Annotated in this window: 19 protein-coding genes; 8 read left to right on the forward strand and 11 right to left on the reverse strand. The window is 74.1% G+C overall.

Going from position 1 to position 20,571, the window contains the following annotated elements; genetic code table 11:
* Positions 1–15: 15 nt before the first annotated feature.
* From aroF to pknB, 4 genes are all read right to left on the reverse strand, one after another.
* A complete protein-coding gene (gene aroF / locus MUB56_RS13620) occupies positions 16–1,053 on the reverse strand; it encodes a 3-deoxy-7-phosphoheptulonate synthase (RefSeq protein WP_244927562.1) in 1,038 nt (345 codons plus the stop codon).
* Positions 1,054–1,333: 280 nt separating this feature from the next.
* Positions 1,334–2,227, reverse strand: coding sequence for a DMT family transporter (locus tag MUB56_RS13625; RefSeq protein ID WP_244927563.1), 894 nt, complete (start codon positions 2,225–2,227; stop codon positions 1,334–1,336).
* Positions 2,224–3,120 carry a deoxyribonuclease IV gene (locus MUB56_RS13630; RefSeq protein ID WP_244927564.1) on the reverse strand — a complete coding sequence of 299 codons (897 nt, stop codon included), beginning with the start codon at positions 3,118–3,120 and terminating at the stop codon, positions 2,224–2,226. Before MUB56_RS13630 ends, MUB56_RS13625 begins: the two co-directional genes overlap by 4 nt.
* A gap of 37 nt (positions 3,121–3,157) precedes the next feature.
* Positions 3,158–5,188 carry a Stk1 family PASTA domain-containing Ser/Thr kinase gene (gene pknB, locus MUB56_RS13635; protein ID WP_244927565.1) on the reverse strand — a complete coding sequence of 677 codons (2,031 nt, stop codon included), beginning with the start codon at positions 5,186–5,188 and terminating at the stop codon, positions 3,158–3,160.
* Positions 5,189–5,314: 126 nt separating this feature from the next.
* Here pknB and MUB56_RS13640 point away from each other — a divergent pair, with 126 nt between their 5' ends.
* On the forward strand, positions 5,315–5,683 hold the full coding sequence (locus tag MUB56_RS13640; RefSeq protein WP_244927566.1) for an Rv2175c family DNA-binding protein: 369 nt from the start codon (positions 5,315–5,317) through the stop codon (positions 5,681–5,683).
* A 105-nt stretch (positions 5,684–5,788) separates the two neighbouring features.
* Here MUB56_RS13640 and MUB56_RS13645 read toward each other — a convergent pair whose 3' ends face one another.
* Positions 5,789–6,856, reverse strand: coding sequence for a polyprenyl synthetase family protein (locus MUB56_RS13645; RefSeq protein WP_244927567.1), 1,068 nt, complete (start codon positions 6,854–6,856; stop codon positions 5,789–5,791).
* Positions 6,857–6,932: 76 nt separating this feature from the next.
* Between MUB56_RS13645 and metF the strand changes: the two genes are divergently transcribed.
* Positions 6,933–7,820: a methylenetetrahydrofolate reductase [NAD(P)H] gene (gene metF, locus MUB56_RS13650; RefSeq protein WP_244927568.1), complete on the forward strand. Its 888-nt coding sequence runs from the start codon at positions 6,933–6,935 to the stop codon at positions 7,818–7,820.
* Between the two features lie 18 nt (positions 7,821–7,838).
* Here the strand turns inward: metF and MUB56_RS13655 are convergent, their stop codons facing one another.
* The 3 genes from MUB56_RS13655 to MUB56_RS13665 are packed head-to-tail and all read right to left on the reverse strand — an operon-like array spanning position 7,839 to position 11,017.
* Positions 7,839–9,149, reverse strand: coding sequence for an NAD(P)/FAD-dependent oxidoreductase (locus MUB56_RS13655; RefSeq protein ID WP_244927569.1), 1,311 nt, complete (start codon positions 9,147–9,149; stop codon positions 7,839–7,841).
* A 17-nt stretch (positions 9,150–9,166) separates the two neighbouring features.
* On the reverse strand, positions 9,167–10,540 hold the full coding sequence (locus tag MUB56_RS13660; RefSeq protein ID WP_244927570.1) for an ATP-grasp domain-containing protein: 1,374 nt from the start codon (positions 10,538–10,540) through the stop codon (positions 9,167–9,169).
* Between the two features lie 3 nt (positions 10,541–10,543).
* Complete coding sequence (locus tag MUB56_RS13665) at positions 10,544–11,017, reverse strand: YbaK/EbsC family protein (RefSeq protein WP_244927571.1); 474 nt, start codon at positions 11,015–11,017, stop codon at positions 10,544–10,546.
* A 91-nt stretch (positions 11,018–11,108) separates the two neighbouring features.
* Here MUB56_RS13665 and MUB56_RS13670 point away from each other — a divergent pair, with 91 nt between their 5' ends.
* The 5 genes from MUB56_RS13670 to MUB56_RS13690 all read left to right on the forward strand — a co-directional run bounded on the left by MUB56_RS13670 (position 11,109) and on the right by MUB56_RS13690 (position 14,900).
* The gene (locus MUB56_RS13670; protein WP_244927572.1) at positions 11,109–11,603 is read left to right on the forward strand and encodes a hypothetical protein; all 495 of its coding nucleotides are present in this window, start codon (positions 11,109–11,111) and stop codon (positions 11,601–11,603) included.
* A 224-nt stretch (positions 11,604–11,827) separates the two neighbouring features.
* The gene (locus tag MUB56_RS13675; protein ID WP_244927573.1) at positions 11,828–12,274 is read left to right on the forward strand and encodes an SAV_6107 family HEPN domain-containing protein; all 447 of its coding nucleotides are present in this window, start codon (positions 11,828–11,830) and stop codon (positions 12,272–12,274) included.
* A 72-nt stretch (positions 12,275–12,346) separates the two neighbouring features.
* Positions 12,347–13,087: a methyltransferase gene (locus MUB56_RS13680; RefSeq protein ID WP_244927574.1), complete on the forward strand. Its 741-nt coding sequence runs from the start codon at positions 12,347–12,349 to the stop codon at positions 13,085–13,087.
* Positions 13,088–13,099: 12 nt separating this feature from the next.
* Positions 13,100–14,326 (forward strand): DNA polymerase IV, encoded by a 1,227-nt coding sequence (gene dinB, locus MUB56_RS13685; protein WP_244927575.1) that lies wholly within the window; start codon positions 13,100–13,102, stop codon positions 14,324–14,326.
* Positions 14,327–14,402: 76 nt separating this feature from the next.
* Positions 14,403–14,900, forward strand: coding sequence for a DUF3040 domain-containing protein (locus tag MUB56_RS13690; RefSeq protein WP_244927576.1), 498 nt, complete (start codon positions 14,403–14,405; stop codon positions 14,898–14,900).
* Positions 14,901–15,078: 178 nt separating this feature from the next.
* Here MUB56_RS13690 and MUB56_RS13695 read toward each other — a convergent pair whose 3' ends face one another.
* Genes MUB56_RS13695 through MUB56_RS13705 form a run of 3 tightly spaced genes read right to left on the reverse strand, consistent with a single transcriptional unit; the run spans position 15,079 to position 19,710 of the window.
* Positions 15,079–17,466 carry a DUF3488 and transglutaminase-like domain-containing protein gene (locus MUB56_RS13695; RefSeq protein ID WP_244927577.1) on the reverse strand — a complete coding sequence of 796 codons (2,388 nt, stop codon included), beginning with the start codon at positions 17,464–17,466 and terminating at the stop codon, positions 15,079–15,081.
* Positions 17,463–18,722 (reverse strand): DUF58 domain-containing protein, encoded by a 1,260-nt coding sequence (locus MUB56_RS13700; RefSeq protein ID WP_244927578.1) that lies wholly within the window; start codon positions 18,720–18,722, stop codon positions 17,463–17,465. Before MUB56_RS13700 ends, MUB56_RS13695 begins: the two co-directional genes overlap by 4 nt.
* 4 nt (positions 18,723–18,726) lie before the next feature.
* Positions 18,727–19,710, reverse strand: a complete 984-nt coding sequence (locus MUB56_RS13705) for a MoxR family ATPase (RefSeq protein ID WP_244927579.1) — start codon at positions 19,708–19,710, stop codon at positions 18,727–18,729.
* Between the two features lie 369 nt (positions 19,711–20,079).
* Between MUB56_RS13705 and mraZ the strand changes: the two genes are divergently transcribed.
* The gene (gene mraZ, locus MUB56_RS13710; RefSeq protein WP_244927580.1) at positions 20,080–20,508 is read left to right on the forward strand and encodes a division/cell wall cluster transcriptional repressor MraZ; all 429 of its coding nucleotides are present in this window, start codon (positions 20,080–20,082) and stop codon (positions 20,506–20,508) included.
* Positions 20,509–20,571: the final 63 nt, after the last annotated feature.

A 20,571-nucleotide genomic window follows, 5' to 3' on the forward strand; every position in this document is an offset into this window, starting at 1 on the left:
TTAGGCGAGACCGGTTCAGTCGGTCCGGACCAGGCTCCTCGCGTCCACCCGCCCGACCACCGCGGGCAGCTTGCGCACCGCCTGCGCGAGCTCGCGCAGCTCGGTGCCGAGCAGCGCCTGCGGCCCGTCGCACAGGGCGGTCTCCGGGTCCGGGTGGACGTCGACGATGACGCCGTCGGCGCCGACCGCGATGGCCGCCCGCGACAGCGGCACCACGAGGTCCTTGCGACCCGCGGCATGCGAGGGGTCGACGATGATCGGCAGGTGGCTGGCCGCCTGGACCACCGGCACGGCGGAGATGTCCAGGGTGTTGCGGGTGGCCGGCTCGAAGGTCCGGATGCCGCGCTCGCACAGCACGACGTCGAGGTTGCCGCGCTGGGCGATGTACTCGGCCGCCATCAGCCACTCCTCGATGGTCGCGGTCATCCCGCGCTTGAGCAGCACCGGCTTGCCGGCGTCGCCCGCCGCCTGGAGCAGCCCGAAGTTGGCCATGTTGCGGGTGCCGATCTGCAGCATGTCGGCGTACTCCGCCACCACCGGCACGTCCCGGGCGTCGACCACCTCGGTCACCACCGGGAGGCCGGTCGCCTCGCGGACGCTCGCGAGGATCTCCAGACCGGGGACGCCCAGGCCCTGGAAGGCGTACGGCGAGGTCCGCGGCTTGAAGGCACCGCCGCGCAGGATCGTGGCGCCGGCCGACTTCGCCATCAGCGCCGACTCCAGCGTCTGCTCGGCCGTCTCGACCGCGCACGGACCCGCGAGGAAGGTGAAGCTGTCGGGCCCGATCGGGACCCGGTGGCCGTCGCGGCCCACCCAGACCGTGGACCGGTCGGCGTGGTGCTGGCGGCTGACGAGCTTGTAGGGGTCGGAGATGCGGTGCACGTCCGCGACACCCTTCAGGGTGCGCAGGTTGAGGTGGTGGAAGGAGTCGATGTCGCCGACCAGGCCGATGATGGTCCGGACGACGCCCTTGCTGACGAAGGCCTCGCCTCCGACTCCCTCGACCCGGGCGACGACGTTGGCGACGTCCTCGTCGGTGGCGTCCGGGGACATGACGACGACCATGCTGGTAGTTCCCTTCTCTGGCCGGCGCGGCCCCGGACAGACGAAACGCCCCAGGCCGGAAGCCGGGGGCGTTGGTGGTGGTGCGGCGCGTCTACGTCACGACGGCCTGCACGGGTGCTCCCGGCAGGTGTCGAAAGAAGTAGGTCGGTGCCACGCCTTGAACCGTAGGCGACGCCACCGACGAGCGCCCCTGGTTTTCAGAGTGCGGACACCGGGCGGCAGCGGGGTGCGTCCGGAGCCTTCGAGAGGACTGCTCCGGGAGGACCGATCAGACCGCGAGGTGCTGGACCTCGCCCTCGACCTTGCGTCGGGGCGCGGCCTCGACGACCAGCATGGCGGCGAGCACGAGCAGCCCGCCGGTGACCATCCGGCCGGTGAGCGACTCGCCGCCGAGCAGCACGGCGAAGAACGCGGCGAAGACCGGCTCCATGCTCATCACGATGGCACTGCGGGTCGGGGGCAGGTGGGACTGCGCCCAGGTCTGGCCGATCAGCGCGAGGGCGCCGGCGACCAGGGCCATGTAGACGATCGAGAGCCAGTCGCGGCCGTTGTCGGGCAGCACGACGCCGTCCGGCGCGGTCGCGACCAGGCAGATCACCGCGATCACCAGCAGCTGCACGATCGACATCCCGAGCGCCTCGCGCGCGTTCGCCCAGGCACCGAGCGCGACGATGTGCAGCGCGTACAGCACCGCGGCGACCAGCGTGATCGCCTCGCCGTACCCCACCGAGAAGCCGTCCAGGGTCAGCACGCCCAGCCCGGTGGCGGCGAGCGCGACGGCCGCCCAGGCCAGCGGGGTGATCCGGGTCCGCAGCAGCACGGCGGCGAGCAGCGGGGTGCAGACGACGTACATGCCGGTGATGAAGCCCGACACGCTCGCCGGCGTGTGGGCGAGCCCCGCGGTCTGCAGGATCTGCGCGACGCCGTACACGCCGCCGAGGACGACCGCCCGCCGCCGTGACTCCGCGGAGAGCCGGGCCAGCGCCCGCGGTGCCACCGCCGTCATCACCAGGCCCGCGATCGCGAAGCGCAACGCCAGGAAGTCCAGCGTCGGGACCCGGTCCAGCAGATCCTTGATCAGGAAGAACGTCGATCCCCAGCTCGCCGTCATGGCCAGCAGGACGAGCGTCGCGACCAGGGAGGTCCGACGGGAGGTGCTCACGGGTCGCGCAGCTTCTTCAGCAGCGCGATGTCGGGGTTGCCGGCGTCGCGCGAGCCGGGCGTCTCCAGCACGAACGGCACGCCCTCGGTCGCGGGGTGGGCGAGCAGCTCGGCGAACGCCTCGACGCCGATGTGGCCCTGGCCGAGCTGCTGGTGCCGGTCCTTGAACGCGCCGCGCACGTCCATCGAGTCGTTCGCGTGCACCAGCCGCAGCCGGCCCGGACCGCCGATCTCGACGATCCGGTCGACGGTCGCGGTGGTGCCGCCGGGCTCGTCGAGCGGCGCGCCGGCGGCGAAGACGTGGCAGGTGTCCAGGCAGATCCCGGCCCTGGGGTGGTCGTCGAGGGCGGCGAGGTACGGCGCCAGGTCCTCGACGCCCGCGCACAGGGACCGGCCCTGCCCGGCGGTCGGCTCGAGCAGCAGCCAGGGGGAGTCCTCGGAGTCGCCGAGCGCGTCGAGCAGCGGCAGCAGGCCCTCGCGGACCTGGCGCATCGCGGCGTCGTACCGCGCGGAGGAGTCGCCGTCGGACGGATCCACGAACGACCCGGTGTGCACGACCACGCCCTCGGCGCCGATCTCGGCGGCCCGCCTGAGGTTGTGGGCGACCGAGGCGACCGACTTCTCGTACGTCGCGGCGGTCGGCGAGCCGAGGTTGACCAGGTACGGCGCGTGCACGAACACCCGCATCGCCCGCTCGGCGATCGCGGCCCGGAACGCCGCGTCCTCGGCGGGCTTGCCGGCCGACAGCGCCCAGCCGCGCGGGTTGCCGACGAAGACCTGGAACGTCTCGCAGCCCAGCTCCTCGGCGGAGGCGAGGGCGCCGGCGACCAGCCCCTTGCCGACGATCACGTGGGTGCCGACGGGGTTGCGGGTCGCGGCGGGGGAGGTCGGCACCGGGCGAGGCTAGCCGCGGCCCGCCGCGTGCGGGAAATCAGATCAGCGAGAGCGTGATGGTGCTGCCCTTGGGGACCTTCTCGCCCGCGCCCGGGTCCGAGGAGAAGACGTAGCCGAGGCCGAGGTAGCCCGCCGCCTCCTTCGTCTTGACGACGAAGCCGAGGTCCTCGAGCTGCTGGCGGGCGGCGTCGACCCCGGAGGCGCGCACGCTCGGGACCTCGACGAGCTCGGGGCCGAGGGAGACGGTGAAGGTGACGGTGTCGCCCTTGAAGAGGGTGCCCTCGCGCGGGTCCTGGCCGATCACGTCACCCTTCGCGACGTCGTCGGAGTACTGCTCGTCGCCCACCTTCGCCACCAGTCCGCGCTTCTCCAGGGCGTCCCGCGCGGCGTCGTACGACTTGCCGGTCCAGTCGCCGACCTTGATCGGGCGGCGGCCCTTGCTGACCGCGAGGTCGACGTTGGTGCCGCGGGTCAGCACCTTGCCCGGACGCGGCGAGCTGTTGAGCACGACGCCCTCGGGGACGGTCTCGGACCAGCGCTGCCGGACGGCGCCGAACGACAGGTTGAGCTCGGCGAGCTTCTCCTGGGCCTGCGCCTCGGTGAGTCCGGCGAGGTTGGGCAGCGTGTAGCGCTCCTTGCCGAGCGAGACGGTGAGCGTCACGGTGCCTCCGTCGAGGACCTGCGCCCCGGCGCCCGGATCGGTGGCGATCACGACGCCCACGGGCACCGTCTCGGAGTACGCCGGGTCGCCGACCTCGGCCTCCAGGCCGGCGGCCTCCAGCTTCTCGATCGCGGCGGCCTCACCGAGGCTGACGACGCCGGGCACGTTCACGTAGCGGCCGGACCCGAACCACCAGGCGCCGGCGCCGACGGCGGCCGCGACGAGTACGGCGACCAGCAGCAGGACCAGCCCGCGGCGGGACCGGCGGGGACGGGCAGGACGCGCGGGCCGCTGCGGGGCCGACCGCTCGACGAGGGGGACCGGTGCGGGGGTGGCCGGCGGGGCGGGCGCGCGGACCTGCGTGGCGTCGCTGAGCGACGGGCCCAGGATCCGGCCCAGCTCCTCGGCGTCCCAGATCTCGGGGGCGGTGTCCCCGGGCCGCTCGATCAGCACCGTCGGCTCGGGCTCGGCGACCACCGCGCGGGGCCGGAGGTCGGCGGTCAGCTCGTCGTCCTCGCGCACCCCGGCAGCCAGCGCCTGGGTGACCCGGTGCACGTGGCGCAGCAGCACCGCAGCGTCGGCGGGCCGCTGCTCGCGGTCGCGGGCGGTGGCCCGGGCGACGAGCGCGTCGACGTACGCCGGCAGCCCGGGCGCGAGCGTGCTCGGGGGCGGGACGTCCTCGTGGACGTGCTTGTAGGCGACCTGGATCGGCGACTCGCCCTCGTGCGGCTTGCGGCCGGTGAGCAGCTCGTAGAGCAGCACCCCGGCGGCGTACACGTCGGCGCGTGCGTCGGCTCGGCCGTCGACGACCAGCTCGGGGGCGAGGTAGGAGACGGTGCCGATCAGCACGCCGCCGGTGGCGGTGTGCTGGGTGTCGGTGCTGACGGCCTTCGCGAGGCCGAAGTCGGCGACCTTGACCCGGCCGTCGTCGGCGATCAGGACGTTCTCGGGCTTCACGTCGCGGTGCACCAGCCCGGCCCGGTGGGCGGCGGCGAGCGCGGAGAGCACCGGCTCGAGCAGCGCGAGGGCCCGCAGCGGGGACATCGGGCTCTCCTTGCCGATGGTGTCGCGCAGGGTGTGGCCCTCCACCAGCTCCATGGCCAGGAACACGACGCCGTCGTCCTCGCCCTGGTCGTAGACCGCGACCACGTTGGGGTGCGAGAGCCGGGCGGCGGACCGGGCCTCGCGCACGAAGCGGGCCGCGAACTCGTCGTCGTCACCCAGTCCGGGGTGCATCACCTTGACCGCGACGGTCCGCTCGAGTCGGAGGTCGGTGGCCTCGTAGACGCTGGCCATGCCGCCGCGGGCGACCCGGGACCCGATCCGGTAGCGCCCGTCGAGGATGCGTCCGGTCAGGGCGTCCGCGGGCGCGCCAACAGGCGCGCGGGTGTGCCCGTCCGACGCCACAACGACCCTCCTGCGTGACGGATGGGGAAGGATCCGTCGGGCCAATCGTACGGTCGCGCGGCCTCCGGGGCCGGTTCGCACGTCCCCGGCGTGGCGTGCGGGCCGCCGCGTGGGACAGTGGGAGCCATGACCGAACGACTCGCTGACGCCGACCTCGCCGCCCTGGTCCCCGACTGGCTGGACTGGGCCGCGACCGCCAAGCTGCTGGGCGTCACCGTCGCCAAGGTGAAGACGATGATCCGCGACCACGAGCTCGCCGCCGCCGTCCCGACCCCCGGTGCCGGCCAGCAGGTCCCCGCCGACTTCATCCAGGACGGCCTCGTCGTCAAGGGCCTCTCCGGTCTGCTGACGATGCTCCACGACGGTCACTTCACCGACCGCGAGATCATCGCCTGGCTGTTCACCGACGACAGCTACCCCGGGCGCCCGATCGACGCGCTGCGGGAGAACCGCGGCAGCGAGGTCAAGCGCCGCGCCCAGGCGATGGCCCTCTAGCCGAGTCGGCGGGATAGTCCGTCACACCAGCGGGGTGGATCGACGGCAGGATCCCCCTGGTGTGACGGAGTACCCCGCCGATCCGGGCTACCTCGCCGATCCGGGCTACACCACTCGCTGGGTGGCCGCGGAGGCCAGCTCCTCCAGGACCTGGGTGGCCGCGGGGTCGAAGCCACCGCGGTGCAGCGCGGCCACGGCCGTCTCGGCCAGCTGCTCGATGACGGCCTCCACCTGGGCGTGGGCGCCGGAGTCGGCGATGATGCGGCGCAGCCCGGCGACCTCGTCCGCGCCCAGCGGGGTGCCGAGCGAGTGGTCGAGGAGCTCGGCGTCGGCCTGCGGGGCCGCGTCGAGCGCGAGCGCGATCAGGACGGTGCGCTTGCCCTCGACGAGGTCGTCGCCGGCGGGCTTCCCGGTCGTCGCCGGGTCGCCGAAGACGCCGAGCAGGTCGTCGCGGAGCTGGAACGCCTCGCCCAGCGGCAGCCCGAACGCCGACAGCGTCGCCAGGGTCTCGGGACCGGCGCCGGCGAGGGCGGCGCCGATGTGGATCGGCCGCTCGATGGAGTACTTGGCCGACTTGTAGCGCAGCACGGTCATGGCGGTCTCGACGTCGGCCTCGCCGCGGGCCTGCACGGAGACGTCGAGGAACTGTCCCGCGATCACCTCCGAGCGGCACCGGTCGAACACGTCGAGCGCCGGCGCCACCTGCTCCAGCGGCAGGCCGCAGCGGCGCAGCAGCTCATCGGACCAGGACAGCAGCAGGTCGCCGAGCAGGATCGCGGCGGCGGCGCCGTACTGCTCCGGGTCGCCGCGCCAGCGCGATCGGCGGTGCGCCGTCGCGAAGCCACGGTGCGTCGCGGGTCGCCCGCGGCGGGTGTCGGAGGCGTCCATCAGGTCGTCGTGGACCAGGGCGCTCGCGTGCAGCAGCTCGAGGGCGGCGCAGGCGCGGAGCAGGGCCTTCTCGTCGGACGGCGCGGCGACGGCGTGGTGTCCCCACCAGCAGAACGCGGCCCGGAGCCGCTTGCCGCCGCCGATCACCCCGCGCACCTCGGTCAGCAGCCGCCCCGCGTCGTCGCCCAGGGGGGCGAGTCGGGCGGCCTGCTCGTCGACGAAGTCGTCGAGCACCCCCTGGACCTGGTCGCGGAACCCGGCGTCGTCCCATCCGCTGGCAGTCACGCGAGCGAGCCTAGACCGGCGCCCGGGGACCGGACGATTCGGTCCGGGGCCGGTCGTCGTACCTAGACTTCGGGCCATGACCGAGCACGGACGCAGCATGGCCGACCTGATCGCGCAGGGCGGGCGGTCCTTCTCGTTCGAGTTCTTCCCCCCGAAGGACGAGGCGGGTGAGGAGCAGCTCTGGCGTGCGATCAACGACCTGGAGCCCTACCGGCCCACGTTCGTCTCGGTGACGTACGGCGCGGGCGGCGCGACGCGCGACACCACGGTCCGGGTCACCAGCCGGATCGCCCACGAGACGTCCATGCTCCCCGTCGCCCACCTGACCTGCGTCGGCCACACCCAGGAGGAGATCGAGGGCATCCTCGACACCTACACGGCCGCCGGCGTCAACCACGTGATGGCGCTGCGCGGCGACCCGAGCGACGGCCCCCGGGCGGCGTGGACCCCGACCGAGGGTGGGCTCACCTACGCCAGCGAGCTGGTCGAGCTGGTCCGCCGCCGCGGCGACTTCCGGATCGGGGTGGCCGCCTTCCCGGAGGGCCACCCGACGGCCGAGTCGCTCGACCACGACGCCGACGTGCTGGTCGCGAAGGCCCGCGCCGGCGCGGAGTTCGCGGTCACCCAGATGTTCTTCCGCGCGGCCGACTACTTCGGTCTCGTCGAGCGGGTCCGCGCCCGCGGCGTCGACCTGCCGATCCTGCCCGGCATCATGCCGATCCTGAACCTCAACGCGATCCGCCGCCAGGGTGAGCTGATCGGTGCCGACGTGCCGGTCGAGGTGGTCGAGCGGATCTCGGCGTACGACGGCGACCCGGTCGCGCTGCGGGCCGAGGGCATCAGGCTCGCCGCCGAGCTGTGCGAGGACCTGCTCGCCGGCGGCGCACCGGGCCTGCACTTCTACACCCTGAACCGCTCGAAGGCGACGCTGGAGATCTTCGAGGCGCTCAACGTCGGGGTCTGACTCGAGGGTCCAGCGGACCTACGCCGGTCCGACCGCCTGTGCGACCAGTGCGGCGGACAGCCCCACGAACGGCAGCCCGCTGCCGGGGGTCGCGGACGCGCCGGCGGCGTACACCCCGGGGATCGGGGTCTGCGGCCCGAGCCGCTGCCGCACGCTCGCGCGGCCCTGCCAGAGCACGCCCAGCGGCGAGCCGCCCCACTGCTCGACCAGCTCCCGCGGCGACCGGTCGACGCGGGTGACCAGGGCGTGCCGCAGATCGATCTGGTGGCGGGCGAGCGCGCGCAGGATGTCCTCGGCGAGCTGGCCGCGGCCGTGCACGGTGAGCGCGGTGGCGCCGTCCGGGGCGGAGCCGCCGGTGCGGACCACGAGCAGCGGGTCGCCGTGCAGCACCAGCTCCGGCGGCAGGTCGGCGAGCGCGGGCAGGTCACCCTCGACGCCCACGTGGCAGACCACGGGCGGGATCGCCGGCGTGGTGCGGTCGACGTACGACGCGAGTGCGGGCAGCCGTCGCGGGTCGACGGCGCAGACGACGACGTCGGCGTCCAGGTCGCCCGCGTCGGTCGCGACCGCCGCGACCCGGCCCTCGCGCAGCACCAGGTCGCGCGCGGTCGTCGACGTCAGCACCTCCACCTTCCGGGTGGCCAGCCGGTTCCCGAGCGCCTGCGCCAGTCCGACCATTCCGCCCGGCACCGTCCAGGCGCCGAAGCGCTGCTCGACGTACGCCTCCAGCCCGGCCCAGGCGGGGACGTTGCGCAGGTCGTGCCCGTCGGCGACGAAGGGGTGGCCGGCGACCAACCGCAGCCGCTCGTCCTTGAACGTCTTCCGCAGCCGCTTGTGCAGGGTCTCGCGGCTGTCCAGCCGGGCGGCGAGCTCGCGGGGCAGCGAGCCGGGCGTCCAGGGCACCTCGAGGTAGCCGCGGCGCAGCACCTCCCAGTCGTCGGTGTACGACGCCACGTGGTCGACCCACCGCTGGCCCAGCCCCGGCTCCAGGGCGTCGAAGGCCGCCAGCTGGGCGCCGCGCGGGCCCGCCGGGACCCGGACCCGGGTGTCGTCCTCGAACCGGTGCTCGCGCACGACCTCGAGCTGCTCCAGCTCCAGCTCGCGCTCCAGGGGCCGGCCGGACTTGCGGAACAGGTCGCGCAGCACCGCCGGCAGCAGCGTGTACGCCGGCCCCGCGTCCCAGCCGAAGCCGTCCGCCTCGACGCGACCGAGCGCGCCGCCCAGCTCCGCGGAGCGCTCCACGAGCGTGACCTGGTGGCCGAGCTTCGCGAGCCGTGCCGCGGACGCCAGTCCGCCGTACCCGCCACCCACGACCACCACCCGCGCCATGCCGGTGACCCTAGGGCTTAGCGGGTGCGGACGTCGGGGGCGGGCTCGAGGGCGCCGAAGGAGGAGCCGTACGTCGCGTCCAGGTGCGCGAGCAGCGCGGCCAGCGCCGGGGCGACCCGGCCGTCGGGACCGGGCGGCGAGCAGGGGTCGAGGGTGGCGTGGAAGCCGCTGGCCGTGTCGCTCGCGACCAGGGTGCCGGCCGCCTCGGCCAGGTGCAGCGGCACGCGGACGTCCGCCCCGAGCCGGGTGCCGGTCGCCAGGGCGACGACGTGGGCCTGCCGGTGCTCGTCGAGGAGCGGGACGACGGTCTCCACGTCCGCGGCGCGCAGCCCGGTGTCGACCCCGGCGAGCAGGTTGACGTGCAGCAGCGCGAACAGCTCGACGTCGGCGCGGGCGAGCAGGCTGAGCCCGGCCGACATCCGGGTGTTCAGCTCGGTCGGGCGGAACCCGTCGGCGCCCAGCACGCCGTCGACGCCGAACGCGCCGCGGTAGTCGTGCTCCGCAGCCAGGTGCGCGCCGACCCGCCGCGCGACCGCGCGCATCTCGTCGCGGTCGGCCGGGGGCGGGTCCCAGAAGGTGCCGAGTCCGCCGTAGAGCAGGCGCCGGGTCGACGGGTCGCGCAGCACCGCGATCTCGACGGGCCGGAACGCCGCCGTGCCGTCCGGCAGCACCATCGCGTGGATCGAGCAGGGCACCCCGTCGAGGAACGGCAGCACCCGCACCCGGGCACAGTGCTGGGCGAAGAACGCCCGGGCGGTCAGCTGGTCGTCCGGGTCGCGCACCCAGCGGACGTACTCACCGCCGCCGTTGAACCCGTCGCCGGACCAGACCGCGCCCAGCGGTCCGGAGAGGTCGGCGGTCGCGGCGGCGAGCGCGCCGGCGTCACCGGCGCCGACGAGCCGGTACGGCGGGTGGGTCACCCCGGCGCCCACCCACACCGCGTCGGCCCGCGACTTGTCCTCGAGCGCGAGGTACGACGCCGGCCGCCCGCCGGTCACCGTCCGGCCGTCGATCGGCTCGTCGCTCGTCACGAACGGCGCGGCCAGCCAGACCGCGCTGCGATCCGGGTCGAACCGGTCGATCGCCGCGCGGGCCGCGGTCGGCAGGGTGCGCACCAGGCGGTCCTGGCCGCCCAGCTCGTCGCTGACCAGGACGGCAGGCGGGGGAGTCACCTCGACGACGGCGTCGGGCTCGGCGACCGGACCGGTGCCGCGGCTGGTCGCCACGACCAGCACGCGACAGCCGAGCGCCTGCAGTCGTCGTACCCAGCCCGACCAGCCGGCCAGCGGGCCGGGGCCGACCACCACGCTGCGCCCGGCGTACAGCTCACCGAGCCGGGCGGTGACGGCCGCGCGGACCGCCGGGTCGCTCAGGTCGGTCTGGCCGGACACGGGCTACTCCACGTCGATCTCGGCCGCGCCGGTCAGCGCGAGCAGCTCCGCCACGGTGGTCGAGAACACCGCCGCGGGATGGCCGGCGGCGGCCCAGACCACCTCGTGCCGGCGCAGCCACGGGTCGAGGTACGTCGGCACGGGCGCGGGGTGGCCGATGGGGGAGACTCCGCCGATCACCTGCCCGGTGTGCTCGCGGACGAACTCCGGCTTCGCGCGCTTCAGCGCCTCGACGCCGATCGAGTCGGCGACCTTGGAGGTGTCCACCCGGTGCGCCCCGGAGGTCAGGATCAGCACGGGTCGCCCGCCCGCGTCGAAGAGCAGGCTGTTGGCGATCGCCCCCACCTCGCACCCGAGCGCCGCGGCGGCGAGTGCCGCGGTGTGGACGGTGTCCGGCAGAATGACGACCTCACCGGTGCCTCCGCGGCGTGCGTGCTCGTCTCGAAAGCGCGTGATCGTGGGGTGCTCCGTGGTCATGCTGCGACCCTAGCCAGCCCGCGGCACGTCCCGGGACCGGTTTTCGCAGGCGCGGCTCTCCTCGCGGCTCCACCCTCTGGAAAGGACCCACATGGCCGGGCACCAGCCGACCACCGTCACCCGCGCGACCCAGGTGCTGGGCGCGCTGCTGGCCCTCGGTGCGGTCGCGGCCGTCCTCTCGGTCGTCCTCGAGGACGCCCTGATCCGGTCGTGGGCCGAGCACAACCGGTCGGTGCGCAAGACCCTGGAGGCCGGGGGCCTCGACGCCGTCAAGGACAGCTCGGTGCACATCCCGGCATTCGCCCCCGTGGCCGTCGTGCTCTTCGTGGTGATCGCGGGGCTGGCCATGGTGCTGATGGCGTTCGTGCGGGCGGGGCACTCCTGGGCCCGGACCTGTCTGACGATCCTGATCGGCTTCACCGCGCTCGGCACCGTCGCCGGGCTCCGGACGACGCCACCGACCGTCTACGTCGTCTTCGCGGTGCTCTCGCTGCTGATCGAGATCGTCCTCGTGTACTTCCTCTACCACCGCGACACCGCCGGGTTCCTGCGCGCCTCGGACCGGGCCGGAAGCCCCGTCGACTGAGAGATCGCCTGGGCGCGGGGGGCGGGCGCGGGACGTCATGCGTGGTGGTTGCCGGGTAGCCGTCGAGCAGGCGTCGACCGAGCCGTCGAAGGAGCTCTTGACGCCCTGTCGGTGCGGCGGTGTACCGTGACGGCGTTCGAACAAATGTTCGAACGGTCCGACGGGAGCGACCTCGACCCCCGTTCCCGTCGGACCTCGGGGGTCGGTGGCACGAGGAGACGCGCATGCACGACGGACCGACGATCCCCAACCCCTACGCCCTGCCGGCGACCACGCACTCCTACCTCGCCCGGGCGGCGGAGTCGTTGAGCGAGGCGGTGGCGGCCACGGACGTGCCGACCCGCTACGCCTGCGCCCATGTGGCGGCACTGCGGGCCGCGGCGGCGCTGCTGGCCGCCCGGGCCCGGCCGACCCCGGTTCGGCGACGGCCCCAGAAGAACGCCTGGGTGCTGCTGACCGAGGTCGCGCCCGAGCTCGGCGAGTGGGCCGCCTTCTTCGCCTCGGGCGCCCCGAAGCGCGCGGCCGCCGAGGCCGGTTCCACCCGGGCGGTCAGTGCGCGCGAGGCCGACGACCTGGTGCGCGACGCCGACCGGTTCCTCGGAGTCGTGGAGCGGACGCTGGGCCTGGTGTCGCACGTCGGCGCGGTCGCGCCGGCCACCCGTGCCGGCTGACGTCGACGCGGTCGTCGCCCGGTCCCGACCTGTGACCGGCCTGGTCTCCCGGGACCCCCTAGGGTGGTCGGCATGCCAGCGACCGAGCGTCCGAGCGAGCGACCCAGCGAACGACGAGGCGCCGCCCGCACCGCCGTGGTCTGGGAGGCCCTGCGACCGGTCCTCGACGGATCGGCAGCCGGACTGGACGTCCTCGACATCGGCGGCGGGACCGGCGGGTTCGCGGTTCGTGTCGCCGAGCTCGGCCACCGCGTCGTCGTCGTCGATCCCAGCCCCGACGCCTTGGCGGCGCTCGCCCGCCGGGCGCGGGAGCAGGGCGTCGAGGTCGTCGGTCAGCAGGGCGACCTCTCGACCCTGCTCGACGCACCCGGCCCGGCGGCCGCCGACCTCGTCCTGTGCCACGGCGTCCTCGAGGTCGTCGACGACCCCGCCGCCGCCCTGGCCACCCTGCGCGAGGTGCTCCGCCCGGGCGGCACGCTCAGCCTCCTGGTCGCCCAGCGGCACGCCGCCGTGGTGGCCCGGGCGATGGCGGGGCACTTCCAGCAGGCCCTCGCGATGCTCGACGACCCGACGCCGTCCGGCCGGTCGGGCCGACGGTTCACCCACGACGAGCTGGTCGCGCTGCTGTCCGAGGCCGGCTTCGGTGCGCCCCGGGTCCACGGCGTGCGGGTCTTCGCCGACCTGGTGCCCGGCTCGCTGCTCGACCTCGAGCCCGGTGCCACCTCGGCGCTCGTCGCGCTCGAGCAGGCGGTCGCCGAGCGCCCCGAGTACCTCCCGCTCGCCACGCAGCTGCACGTCGTCGTGTCCCGCTGAGCCGAGCCGGCCGTGACGGCCGCCGTCGCGACGCCGATCCTGCATGTCGACATGGACGCGTTCTACGCCTCCGTGGTGACCCGGGACCGGCCCGACCTGCAGGACCGGCCCGTCATCGTCGGCGGCGGTCACCGCGGGGTGGTGCTGTCGGCGTCGTACCAGGCTCGGGCGTTCGGGGTCCGCTCCGGCATGCCCGGCGCGGAGGCCCGCCGGCGCTGTCCGCAGGCGGTGACCCTGGCTCCCGACTTCCACGCCTTCTCGACCGTCTCGCGCGCGGTCATGGAGACCTTCCGTCGGGTGACCCCGCTGGTCGAGGTGGTCTCGCTGGACGAGGCGTTCCTCGACGTCCGCGGCTCGGTACGCCGGCTCGGCCCACCGGATGCGATCGCCGAGCAGCTGCGCTCGCGGATCCACGACGAGCAGGGCATCACCTGCTCGGTCGGGCTTGCGGCCTCCCTCTCGGTCGCCAAGCTGGCCAGCCGCCGCGCGAAGCCGGACGGGGTGCTCGTGATCCCGCCCGAGGGGGTGGCCGACTACCTCCACCCGCTCGACGTCGGCGAGCTGTACGGCGTCGGCGCGAGCACTCGGGCGGCCCTGCGTCGGCTGGGCCTGCAGACCGTGGGCGACGTGGCCCGGATGCCGCTCGAGGTGCTGCAGCACCACCTCGGTCCGAGCTCCGGCACGCACCTGATGGCGCTCGCGTGGGGCAGCGACCGACGCGAGGTCGTGGCCCGCAACGCCGCCGGCTTCGGGCTGGGGGAGCCCGACCGGTCGATGGGGGCGCAGGAGACGTTCGTCCGGGACTCGGCCGACCGGGGGTTCGTGCTGCGCCAGCTGCTCCGGCTCGCGGCCCGGGTCTGCCGCCGGATGCGCGCCGCCGGCAAGGTCGGTCGGACCGTGGCGATCACGGTCCGCTACGCCGACTTCCGCACCCTCAACCGCTCCCGCACCCTGTTCGAGCCGACCGACGTGACCCAGGAGGTCTACCGCATCGCGGTCACGCTGTACGACGCCCTCGGCGGCCACCGCGACCGCCTGCGACTGGTCGGCGTACGGGTCGAGGGGCTGGTGGCGCGCACGGGTGTCCACCACCAGCACTTGCTGGGGGAGCCTGAGCACGGGTGGGCCGACGCGGACCGGGCGGTCGATCTCGCCGCGGAGCGCTTCGGGGCCGCCGTCGTGGCTCCGGCGAGCCTGCTGCGGCACGACCGGGGCAGCCGCCGACCGGCTGCCGGCTGAGACCGGTGGGACCGTTCGTCAGCAAATTCGCGATGACGGCTACCGTGTTACGAGGGGCCTGCCTAGAATTGGCCCCATGCCAGGCATGGGGAGCCTGGACGGCCAGCTCACCCCGTTGGAGGAACCGGTGCCACTCTCGGAAGAGGAGCTGCGACTGCTCGAGCAGATGGAGCGCGCCCTCGTCGAGGAGGACCCCAAGTTCGCCTCGACGCTGCGCGGCACCTCGCTACGTCGGACCGCCCGTCGCCGGGCCATCGCCGCAGGCGTGGTCTTCGTCCTGGGCATGGCGGTGCTGCTGTCCGGCGCCATGACCAATCTGATCGTGGTCGGCATCGTCGGCTTCGTCATCATGCTCGCCTCCGCCGTGATCGGCCTGAACGCGATCCGTGGTCAGCAGGCCGCCGCGGCCGCCGACGCGGCTCGGATGGCGGGCCATCCCTCCCGTGGCTTCACGGTCATCGAGGGTGGCCGTCGTCCCCGCCCCCGCCTGCTGCGAGCGCCCCGCTCCGGCGCCTTCATGTCGCGGATGGAGGCGCGCTGGCGCCGCCGGCGCGACCGCGACGCCGGCTTCTAGCCGAGACGCGCCAGCGGATCGGCTGTCGGTGGTCGAGTAGCGAGGACGCGCCAGCGGACTCGCTGATGGTGGTCGAGCGAGCCGTCCGGCTGAGGAACGAAGCCGGAACCGGCGTGTCGAGACCCAACTAGGTCACGCGAGCAGATCCGTGCGCCGAGCAGCGCACCACCGCCGAGCGTCACCGCACCCGATCGACGACCCCACCGTGCACCGACTCCGCCGGCTGAGCGGTCCCGCTCCGCACCCACCCCGCGGTCGCCGGGCGGAACAGCGAGCGCGGCCACCACTCGGCACGGCGCACCGCGCGCGGCGTGGCGCCGGCCCGCAGCCCCGCGATGCTCGCCTCCAGGTCCTCGCGCAGCGACTCCGCCTGGGCTCTGCCGTCTCGCGAGTACCTCGCCAGCTCGAGCGCCACGACGATCCGGTCCAGGGAGCGGACCGGGCCGGGAGCGAGGTGCCGCCCGTGGGCGGGTCGCTCGACGGGCGGACCGTCGGCGGGGGCGCCGAGGTAGCCGACCAGGTGGTCGCGGGTCTCGCGCGGGGAGCGCTGGGCGGGCCAGGGGAGCCTGAGGTCGAGCGCGGTGTCGCGCAGCTCGGCCCAGACGGTCTCCGGATCACCGTCGAGGCGCCGCTCGCGCCGCGCGCGTCGTACCGCCCGGGGTACGGCGAGCAGGCCGGCGAGCAGCAGCACGCCCGCGAGCCCTCCGCCGACGGGCAGCCACGGGATGCCACCGTCGCTCCCGCCGCCGGCTGCGGCCTCCGGGTCCGCGGTCTCCGTCGGCGCGGTGCTCGCCGAGCTCCCGCGGCTGGGCCGGTCGTCGCTCCCGGTGGCCGTCGGTGACGGGACGACGTCGGGGCGCTGGTCGCCGAGGTCGATCCGGGTGTACGACGGGACGCCGCTGGCGCGGTCGGCCGGCGTCGGCTCGAAGGCGACCCAGCCGGAGCCGGGGATGAAGATCTCGGGCCAGGCGTGCAGGTCGAAGGAGCTGTACTCGTAGGTCGACGAGCCCCGCCGCTCCGGGCTGAGGAACCCGACGGCCACCCGGGCGGGGATGCCGACCTCGCGGGCCATCACGGCCATCGCGGAGGCGAACTGCTCGCAGTAGCCCTCCTTGTCGGTCAGGAAGGCGTCGAGGTCGTCGGAGCCGTTGCCGAGGTCGACGTCGAGGGAGTAGGTGAACCCGCCGTCCTCGCGGAACCAGTTCTGCAGCGCGACGGCCTTCTCGAAGGGCGAGGACGCCGTGGCGGTGACCGCGGCCGCCACGTCGCGCGCGAGCTCGGACAGGTCGTCGGGCACCTCGACGAAGCTGCTGCCCACCGCGGTCGGCGACGACGGTGCGGCGGCCATGTCCTCGGGGTCGAGGTCGAGCTCGACCGCGGTCATCTCGTAGTCGAGGCCGGCGGTGTCGAGACCCTTGTCGCCCGCGAGGAAGTCCATGGTCGCCTCGTCGTAGCGCCAGTCGCCGTCTGCGGTGACGGTGCTGACCGGCGCCTGGGTCGGCAGCCAGGTGGAGCGGAAGGCCGAGCCGATCGAGACCTCGTAGTCGTACTCCCGGCGCGGCACTCGGTCGGCGACGCCGTCCAGCGGCGGCAGCGAACCGTCGGCCAGCTGGTCGGTGGGGATCGCGCGGTCGCCGGAGGTCCACTCCTCGTCGCTGAAGCGGTTGAGCACCGAGATCCGCAGGTACGACGGGTCCGGGTCGTCCGTCGTGACCTGGAGCAGGGGGATGTCCACCTCGCGCTTGAGGTCGCGGCGCAGGTCGGTCATCGGGTTCTCGAGGGTGATCTCGTCGTTGCCGCCCGACCCGGGCCCGATGTCGAACAGGTGCAGGTCGAGGGTCGGGATCGCGAGCGGGACCACGATGGCGAGCGCGGTCGCGACCCCACCGATCGCGCCGGCGCTGGTGCGCGCGGCGCCGGTGCGGACGCTGAAGGTGCTCGGGTCGGTGACGGTGGTGTCGGAGCCGAGGGGGCGGCCCCACCGCGCGATCTGCTCGTTCTCGTTCAGGAAGAGCAGGGTGAGGAACCCCGCCGCCGAGAGGGCGAAGATCCACCACGACAGGCCGCTGTCGAGCATGCTCACCGGCACCGTGTAGACGACGAGCAGCGGCAGCCCGGCCAGCGGCACCCGGCGCAGGGTGCACGCGACCAGGTCGACCAGGAGCAGGCAGGCCAGGCCGCCGGCGATCAGCAGCGGGTCGATCGGGGGCACCCGGGCAGGGACCGGGGAGGCGTAGCGGTTGGCACTGGTGACCGCGTCGGAGAAGGCGGCGATCAGCTCGGTGTACGCCGGACCGACCGGCAGCGGCGACCCGGTGAGGACCCAGCACGCCGCGGCGGCGGAGAGCACCAGCTGCAGCGCGAAGACCACGACCCCCGGCAGGCGGCGCCAGCGCGCCAGCGCGCCGGTGACCGCGACCACGACGCCGAGCATCAGCAGCGGCCGGAGGTAGCCGGCGGGGACGGCGGCGAAGCCGTCCCACGAGAGCATGGAGACCCAGGTGGTCGCGGCCGCGACGCCCGCGGTCAGCAGGACCGTGGTCAGCCGGGACGAGGCCCGGCTCATCGGGCGACCGCCCGCTGCGGGGCGCGGGTGCTGCGCCGGGCGAGGTCCTGCCAGGCCGTCTCCAGCCGGTCCCGGGGACCGAGGGGGACCGCGCGCCAGCCCTGCTGGGCGAGCACCGGGGCGGCCCCGCCGTTGGTGGCGCCGCTCGACCCCCAGGCGTCGACGTCGAGGGCGACGGCGACCGCCGCGCCGGTGTGGTGGTGCATCCGGCGCAGCACGGGCACGTCGGCGGCCTCGATGCTGCCGAGGACGGCGACGGTGAGCCCGCCGTGCGACTGCTCGGTCAGCCAGCCGGAGTCGAGCCGCGGGGCCTGGACGGCCTGGACGACGGCCAGCGCCTCCAGCAGGGCGGCGGCGTTGAGGTCGGCGTCGCGCAGGTGCCAGGTGGCCCCGCGCTCCTCGCCGGCGGCGGTGACGAGCCGGACGGTGAACCCGCGCTGGCTCAGGTGCAGCGCGATCGAGGCGGCCGCCGAGACCGCCGCCTCGAACGACGAGGCGATGCCCTGGCCGCGGTGCGCCCGCAGCCGGTTGTCCAGGAACAGGGTCGCCCGCGACTGCCACGGCTGCTCCTCGCGGCGCACCATCAGCTCGCCCACCCGCGCCGAGCTGCGCCAGTGCACCCGGCGCAGGTCGTCGCCGCGGCGGTACTCGCGGACGGTGACGTCCTCCGCGGATCCGGTGGCGAAGGCCCGCGGCCGGTTGTCGCCCGAGCCGGTCCAGGCGCCGCCGAGGGGGATCCCCGGCAGTGGGACCGTCCGCGGCGTCACGGTCAGGGGGACCGTCGTCCGGAAGGCCCGGCCCAGCTCCACGAATCCGAACGGGTCGCCGACCCGCACCGTCATCGGACCGATCTCGAACCGGCCGCGGACGTCGGAGCGGACCTGGTAGGTGACGTGCCGGCGCCACCCGTGGCCGATGCCCTCGAGCACGAATCGGGGTCGGGTGCCGAGGACGTACGGGACGTGGTCCTCCAGCAGCAGCACCCCGCTGGGGGTGCGCCCCTCGTTGGTGAGGGTCAGGTTGACCCGGGCGGGCTGGCCGGCGGCGACCAGCTGCGGGCTGACGGTCCGCACCAGCGCCAGCTTGTAGCGGCTGCGGCCGATCACGAACGCGGTCACGAGGGGGAGGGTCAGCACCAGGACGCCGATCCGGGTCAGCGCGGGCTGGCCCAGCACGACGGCGCAGACCACCGCCGTGATCCCGGCGGCCAGGAACGCCCGGCCGCGGACGGTGAGCCCGGCGAGTGCCTCGCGCACGAGCTCAGACCTGGCTCGGCCGCGAGTCCGGCACCGGGACGCTCGCCACGATGCCGTCGAGGATCGTGCCGGTCGACCGCCCGCTCATGGCGGCCTCGACGCTGGGCAGCAGCCGGTGGGCCAGGACGGGCCGGGCCAGGCCGTGCACGTCGTCGGGGAGCACGTAGTCGCGGCCGTGCATGGCGGCGGACGCCTTGGCCGCGCGGACCAGGTGGAGGGTGGCGCGCGGGGAGGCGCCCAGGGTCAGGTCGTCGGTGCGCCGGGTCGCCGCGGCGAGCGCGACGACGTAGCGCTGCACGGCCTGGGAGACGTGCACCTGGCCGACGATGGCGGTGAGCTTGCGGATCTCGGCGGCGTCGGTCACCGCCTCGAGGTCGTCGAGGGGGTTGGTGGTCGTGTGGCTCGCGATCATCGCGATCTCGGCGGCCTCGACCGGGTAGCCGACCGAGACCCGGCACATGAACCGGTCGCGCTGCGCCTCCGGAAGCGCGTAGGTGCCCTCCATCTCGACGGGGTTCTGCGTCGCGATCACCATGAACGGCGTCTCGAGCGTGTACGTCGTGTTGTCGACGGTGACCTGGCGCTCCTCCATGCACTCCAGCAGCGCCGACTGCGTCTTGGGGGAGGCCCGGTTGATCTCGTCCCCGACGACGATGTTGGCGAACACGCCCCCGGGGCGGAACTCGAACTCGCGGGTGTCCTGGTTGAACACCGAGACCCCGGTGACGTCGGACGGGAGCAGGTCCGGGGTGAACTGGATCCGGCGCACCGTCGAGTCGATGCTGCGCGCGAGCGCCTTGCTGAGCATGGTCTTGCCGACGCCCGGGACGTCCTCGATCAGCAGGTGTCCCTCGGCGAGCAGGACGACCAGCGCGGAGTTCACCACGTCGGGCTTGCCCTCGATGACCCTCTCGATGTTGCCCCGGATCCGGCTGACCACCCGGGCCAGCGTCTCCAGGTCGGCTCCTCCAGCAGTCGACGCGTCCACATGCGGTCCTTCCCCGTCGTCCCCACCTCGGTTCTCCAACCGTAGGACGTTCGCGCAACTTACGCGGTGCCGTGCAGGTGTGCGGGCGAACGTTCGACTCGTGGCGCGCCCCCTTGGTTGCCGCGTCGCGTCCCCCACCTGCGCCCCACCTGGGGGCCGGTTTCCCCCACCACGCCCCACCGGTCCCGTCGAGTGGGGCGTCGTACCGCGCTGACCTGCACGGATGCGGGGGAGTGGGCGGTGGAGCCCGCGGTGCACCGACCCGAAACAGGGGCGAATCGGGCGCGCAGACACGCTCGATGTGATTGACGGTGGGGAGTTGTGGGGTAATGTGGAGCGAAGTGGGGGAAGAGGGAGTGGAGGTGCCTGATGTTCTTCATGGGCACGTACACGCCGAAACTCGACGACAAGGGCCGTCTCTTCCTTCCAGCGAAGTTCAGGGACCGACTCGCGGAGGGGCTCGTGGTGACGCAAGGTCAGGAGAACTGCCTGGTCGTGTGGCCCTCGGACGTCTTCATGGAGGAGGCCAACCGGGCCCGGGCCACGCCGATGACCGTGAAGAGCGCGCGTGAGTACGCGCGAGTCCTCTTCGCGGGCGCCGACGAGGGCGCGCTCGACAAGCAGGGCCGGATCGGCATCCCCGCGAACCTGCGGGAGTACGCCGATCTCGACAAGGACGTCGTCGTGATCGGCGTCATGGACCGGATCGAGATCTGGGACCCCGCCCGCTGGCGGGAGTACTCCACCGGTGCCCAGCAGAAGTTCGCCGAGCTCGACGAGGAACCCAGCGGCAACTAGCTCCACCAGTCACACACACAGCAGCACAACGGACGCGCAGGGCCAGGTCTCGTGCCCGCTCTC

Source organism: Nocardioides sp. W7 (assembly GCF_022919075.1).
Lineage (GTDB): Bacteria > Actinomycetota > Actinomycetes > Propionibacteriales > Nocardioidaceae > Nocardioides.